6 protein-coding genes are annotated in these 4,987 nt (G+C 55.1%); 2 read left to right on the top strand and 4 right to left on the bottom strand.

Features of this window, described 5'->3' with window-relative positions; genetic code table 11:
- The coding region (locus tag QMZ18_RS36795) for an EAL domain-containing protein (RefSeq protein WP_282611423.1) at positions 1 to 423 on the top strand (423 nt) is incomplete at its 5' end.
- A 272-nt stretch (positions 424 to 695) separates the two neighbouring features.
- Here QMZ18_RS36795 and QMZ18_RS36790 read toward each other — a convergent pair.
- The 3 genes from QMZ18_RS36790 to QMZ18_RS37200 form a co-directional block, all read right to left on the bottom strand.
- Positions 696 to 1,724 (bottom strand): IS110 family transposase, encoded by a 1,029-nt coding sequence (locus QMZ18_RS36790; RefSeq protein WP_282611422.1) that lies wholly within the window; start codon positions 1,722 to 1,724, stop codon positions 696 to 698.
- Between the two features lie 111 nt (positions 1,725 to 1,835).
- Positions 1,836 to 2,117 (bottom strand): XRE family transcriptional regulator, encoded by a 282-nt coding sequence (locus QMZ18_RS36785; protein WP_282611421.1) that lies wholly within the window; start codon positions 2,115 to 2,117, stop codon positions 1,836 to 1,838.
- Positions 2,114 to 2,335, bottom strand: a complete 222-nt coding sequence (locus tag QMZ18_RS37200; RefSeq protein ID WP_282611424.1) for a type II toxin-antitoxin system RelE/ParE family toxin — start codon at positions 2,333 to 2,335, stop codon at positions 2,114 to 2,116. The genes QMZ18_RS36785 and QMZ18_RS37200 overlap by 4 nt, the downstream gene beginning before the upstream one ends.
- A 487-nt stretch (positions 2,336 to 2,822) precedes the next feature.
- Between QMZ18_RS37200 and QMZ18_RS36775 the strand changes: the two genes are divergently transcribed.
- Positions 2,823 to 4,382, top strand: a complete 1,560-nt coding sequence (locus QMZ18_RS36775) for a methionine--tRNA ligase (RefSeq protein WP_282611420.1) — start codon at positions 2,823 to 2,825, stop codon at positions 4,380 to 4,382.
- Positions 4,383 to 4,434: 52 nt separating this feature from the next.
- Here QMZ18_RS36775 and QMZ18_RS36770 read toward each other — a convergent pair whose 3' ends face one another.
- Positions 4,435 to 4,824, bottom strand: a complete 390-nt coding sequence (locus QMZ18_RS36770; RefSeq protein WP_282611419.1) for a hypothetical protein — start codon at positions 4,822 to 4,824, stop codon at positions 4,435 to 4,437.
- Positions 4,825 to 4,987 lie beyond the last annotated feature (163 nt).

Below are 4,987 nucleotides of genomic sequence, written 5' to 3'. Positions count from 1 at the left end.
ATCACGGAAGGCATTGCGATGGAGGGTGGTGCGGATACCTTAAACACGCTTTACGAATTGAAAAAACTCGGTGTAAGTCTGTCGATTGATGATTTTGGCACCGGCTATTCTTCGCTTAATCGCCTAAAGAACTTCCCGGTCGATAATTTGAAGATCGATCAGTCATTCGTTCGGGGCATCATGATCGATGCCCACGATGCAGCGATCTGTTCGGCTGTGATCAGCTTAGGGCACAATATGAACATCAACGTAGTCGCGGAAGGCGTTGAATCAGAAGAGCAGCTCAAATTCTTGGCAGAGCGAAACTGCGATGAGGCCCAGGGGTTTTTGTTAAGCCGACCGGTCGACGCTGACAAACTTAATGACCTCCTGCATCTCAAAGTCCTCTCGCCTCTCACGGTCGATTCAAGAAAAGCAGGTTGATGGGGTCATGTGTGGATGCCCCCGGTTTTTCAAGAAGGTTTTGAAGGTTGGTTGCGATTGGTTGCGGTCGTGTGTCAGGCCTCTATGTGCGGCCTTTCACGCGCCGCGGGCCAGTATGGTATGTTCGCGGATCAGATCCAATTCAGTTGCGCGGGTTCTGAACACCCGACCCCTATCTGGTTTTTCTAATCCCGATCAAATCAATCGACTTCCATATCATTCAACGCACTTCTCACATAAAGGGAGCGGCCAGTTTGAGCGCCCCCAATTCGTCATGCAGTCGTAGCGACTGGCAGGTTGTAGCGCTCCCCTTTGGTTAGCATGGCCCAGATCTGACGCGCCATCTTGCTAGCCAATGCGATCGCTGCGACCATGCGGGGTTTGCGGTTTAATTTGTCCTGCAGCCATGGCTCGGCGGCGCGCTTGTAGCGTTGTGCACTGGCAATACGGCTCATAGCTCCGATGATCAGCAATCGTCGGATATCACGCTGACCCATTTTCGAAGTCCGGCCGAGACGTTGTTTCCCGCCGGTCGAATGCTGCCGTGGCGTTAGACCCAGCCATGCAGAAAAATCTCTCCCCCGCTCGAAGGTATTCATCTCTGGAGCGAAAGTGTCTATTGCTATCGCCCAGATTGGCCCGACGCCTGGCATCGAGCGCATAATGTTCACCGCATTGCTGGCGCCGTTGACCTCTTTGATCGTCATCATCAGCCGGTCGATCAACGTAGCAAGCTGAGCAATCCGGTCCAGATACATATGGGCTATATCTCGGGCAACGTCAGGCAGATCACTTTCAGGATTCTCGACGAGAGCGGCGAGGCGAACAAGATTGGCTACGCCTCGCGGCGCGATGAGACCAAACTCAGCAAGATGACCCCGCAGGGCATTGAGTGCCTCTGTCCGTTGGCCGATCAACTGCTCACGCGTTCGAAACAACATAGCCCGGGCCTGGGTCTGCGCAGATTTCGCCGGAACAAAGCGCATGTTTGATCGCAGAGCCGCTTCGACAATGGCTTCTGCGTCGGCTGCATCGTTCTTCTGACGTTTGACGAAGGGCTTCACATAGATCGGCGCGATCAGTTTGACCTTATGGCCTGCCCGTTCCATCTCTCGTGCCCAATAGTGCGATGTGGAACAGGCTTCCATGGCAACAATACAACTCGGTTGCTCAGACATGAACTTGGGAAACTGTGATCGCGAAAGCTTCCTGTGAAACACGACCGAACCATCCGCCGCTGCTCCATGAATCTGGAACGCGTGTTTCGACAAATCGACGCCGACTATGGTAATTTTCTTCATGGGTGCTTCCTCCATCGTAGGTGACTTCAACATCACCAATTTGGCACATTGCGATGCCGTTCGAGGAGGGGGCATCCACCACATCAGTTGCGGGAGAGGGCGGGGTCGCCGTTACTCGACGGTGATGCGCACGCGGCCACCTGTGGCGCGAGCAGCCTGCATGATCGTATGCAGCGTCACGCCAGTATCAGCTTCATCCAGAAGGCGGCGAATCTGGTTCGGACTGGTCTGCATCCGACGCGCCATCTCGGCCTTGCTGAGATTCTGTTGTTCCATGAGGCGCGCAAAGCCCATTGAGAGAACGCGCTTTGCAGCGGTTTCGGTGACTTCGTCAAGGATGCCCTCTTCATCGAGGAAATCATCAAATGCCGGGCCAAGGTGCTTGTTGGTCATTTGGCTGTATCCTTCTGCTCTTCGAAATAGGTTTTCCAACGTTTTTCTGCGAGCTGTAAGTCTTTCGTCGGGGTCTTCTGGGTTTTCTTCACGAAGGCATGAAGCAAGACCATATAGGGGGTGTCGATGCCGAAGATGATACGAAAGATCCGGTTTCTAAGTTTGCTGCGGACCTCTCGTAAGCCCTTACCAAGATCACGGCAAACAGAAAGACCGATAGGCCAGCCAACTATACGCTTTTCACGTCTTCTCGGACGGTTTTACGCTCTTCCGGCGGGAGCTTCATAATCTCGTCGCGGACGGGATTTGCGCCACTTTCGGTAAGATAAAAACGCGCCTGGAGCGTTTTACCGTCTGTATCTTTTGTCACGGTGGATCGTACTAAAAATAGTCGTGCTTGAAGACAACAAGTGGGACCGTGGTCCGGCTTTTCTTTGTCCTGGCACTCTCCGTTACACATAAGGGTGTCTGCCTAACCCTCGTTTGCTGGAGAACCTATTGATCGCTTCGCCGATCTCCGTTAGAGATCATTCATGTTGTACGCACGCACCTTCTTCACGTCGAACATGATGATGCCGGTCACCATGACAGGAGCGGCATAGGGCAGCGCGTATTTAAAACGACGACATCACCAACAAGCCGCTTCCACTCGGGGCGGCTTTTTCGATTTCTGGTGCCGCCTCTCCAATCCAAGAGGTCCCAGACATGCACGATCAAAGAAACACCCATTCCGACTGCCATCTGCTGACAACGGCGATCCCATATGTAAACGCGAAGCCCCATATCGGGTTCGCATTGGAAATCGTTCAGGCAGACGTTTTGGCGCGCGCTTACCGCGCCTCCGGCGCTGAGGTCTACCTGCTTGCCGGAACAGACGAGAACAGCATCAAGAATGTCCATGCCGCCGAACACGAGGGTGTCCCGGTCGCCGGTCTCGTAGCCCGCAACGCGTCCTTCTTCGAGAGTCTGAAGAATCAGCTAAATCTGTCCTATGACGACTTCATCAGGACGAGTGCCGACCCACGACACAGGCCAGGGGCGGAGCGTTTGTGGGCTGCCTGCGCCGCGCGCGGTGATCTCTACAAAAAGCCCTATCGTGGCCTTTACTGCCAAGGATGCGAACAATTCTACAAACCAGATGATCTGATCGATGGCCGTTGCCCGGAACACGACGCTCCATTGGAGGTTGTCGAGGAAGAGAACTGGTTCTTCCGCCTGTCCCGGTACGAAGATGAGCTCCGTGCTATCTACGACCGCCGCGATATCGAAATCCTTCCCGAGGTGCGCCGTAACGAGATCCTCGGTTGGATTGATCGCGGGCTTGAAGACTTCAGCGTATCACGCAGCACCAGCCGTGCACGAGGCTGGGGTATTCCAGTTCCGAATGACGCCGGTCAGGTTATGTATGTCTGGTTTGATGCGCTTGCGAACTACATCACCGCGCTTGGCTATGCGACGGGCGATCAGGATTTTGAAAAATTCTGGAGTGGCGCCGGTGCCCGCGAGCACGTGATCGGCAAGGGCATTGCGCGGTTCCATGCAATCTATTGGCCAGCAATCCTGATTTCTGCAGGGCTAAGCTTGCCAACCCGCATCTTTATACATGGTTATGTCACGGTAGAGGGGCGCAAGGTCAGTAAATCGCTGGGGAACACAGTGGAGCCCGCCCCGCTCGCAGCGGAGTTCGGCTCGGATGCGTTGCGGTACTATCTGTTGCGCCATGTCCGCCCATTTGGCGACGGTGACTTTTCCCGAGAACGCTTCGAACAGGCTTACCGATCAGAGCTTGCCGATCAGTTGGGAAATCTGACGCAAAGGACCCTGACCATGGTAGTGCGCTATTGCGGCGGCACCGTTCCGGCCCCCTCGGGAAAGCAGTGGCGCGATGAACCAATGGCACATAGAGCTCTCAATCTTTGCAGAGTGGTCTTCGACCGGTATCGTCGGTTCGAGTTCGATGGCGCATTGAATGAGATTTGGACAGTGATTGCCGACGCGAACCGCGAAGTATCGGCGAAAGAGCCATGGCGTCTCGCCAAGCTATCCGCAGCCGGAGATCAACGTGCGACGCAACAGCTTCATGATTGCTTGTTCTTACTCGCCGTGGCGCTGCGGGCAGTTGCAGACAGCCTGGCTCCAGCCCTGCCGGATACCGCACGAAATCTCCGGGTCAAAATCGGTGCCACCGGTCGTGAGAACGAACAAAGCGAGGGAACGGCTGGGTGCGTCGTCGAAGCCGGGGCCCAACTGTTTCCGAAGCGGTGAACATCATTCTCACGTAATGTAGTTCGCAACGAATGATTGCAGTTCGCGACAGCTACATGTTGGCTTCGTAGCCACGCCCGCAGTCGCCGCAGGCCAATCGCAGACCTGGGCGGCCCCATACATTCAGCACGCGGCCTTTGTTGCATTCGTGGCTGTACTTGACCTTGCTGCGAGGAGCTGGTGCAGCTTCAGCGCCGTCGTCGTTTTCGCTCCCTCTCTCTTCGTCTGTATCGAGCAGCACGGGCGCAGCAATGGAAAAACGATCTGCCCAGGGAATATCGAAGGCCTCGCCCAAGAGGGCCTTGGCGACCTTGAGGAAGTCACCGACAGGAATCGGATAATCGTTCATCCGATCGCCAGTGCGCTTACCGCCAAGCCTGCCGGTGCTAGACGGCATCAGACCGACTGCCTCCATCTTGTCGGCCCATTCTTCGTTGTTCACTGACACTGTTGATTTAGCAGTTGCGTAACACTAAACCGGACATCTGCCGCACTCGCGAACAAGACGCGACAGCGGAAGTCCGGATGGCGGAGATGATGTTGAAAAAGGCCTCTTGATCGCCGCTTCGGTCAATGATTCAGTTCTCCTAATGATTTGGGAGGCT

It is taken from the genome of Pelagibius sp. Alg239-R121 (assembly GCF_947331435.1).
Taxonomy (GTDB): domain Bacteria; phylum Pseudomonadota; class Alphaproteobacteria; order Kiloniellales; family Kiloniellaceae; genus Denitrobaculum.
The sequence above is the reverse complement of the archived record's forward strand: the minus strand, read 5'-3'. Positions and strand labels throughout refer to the sequence as shown.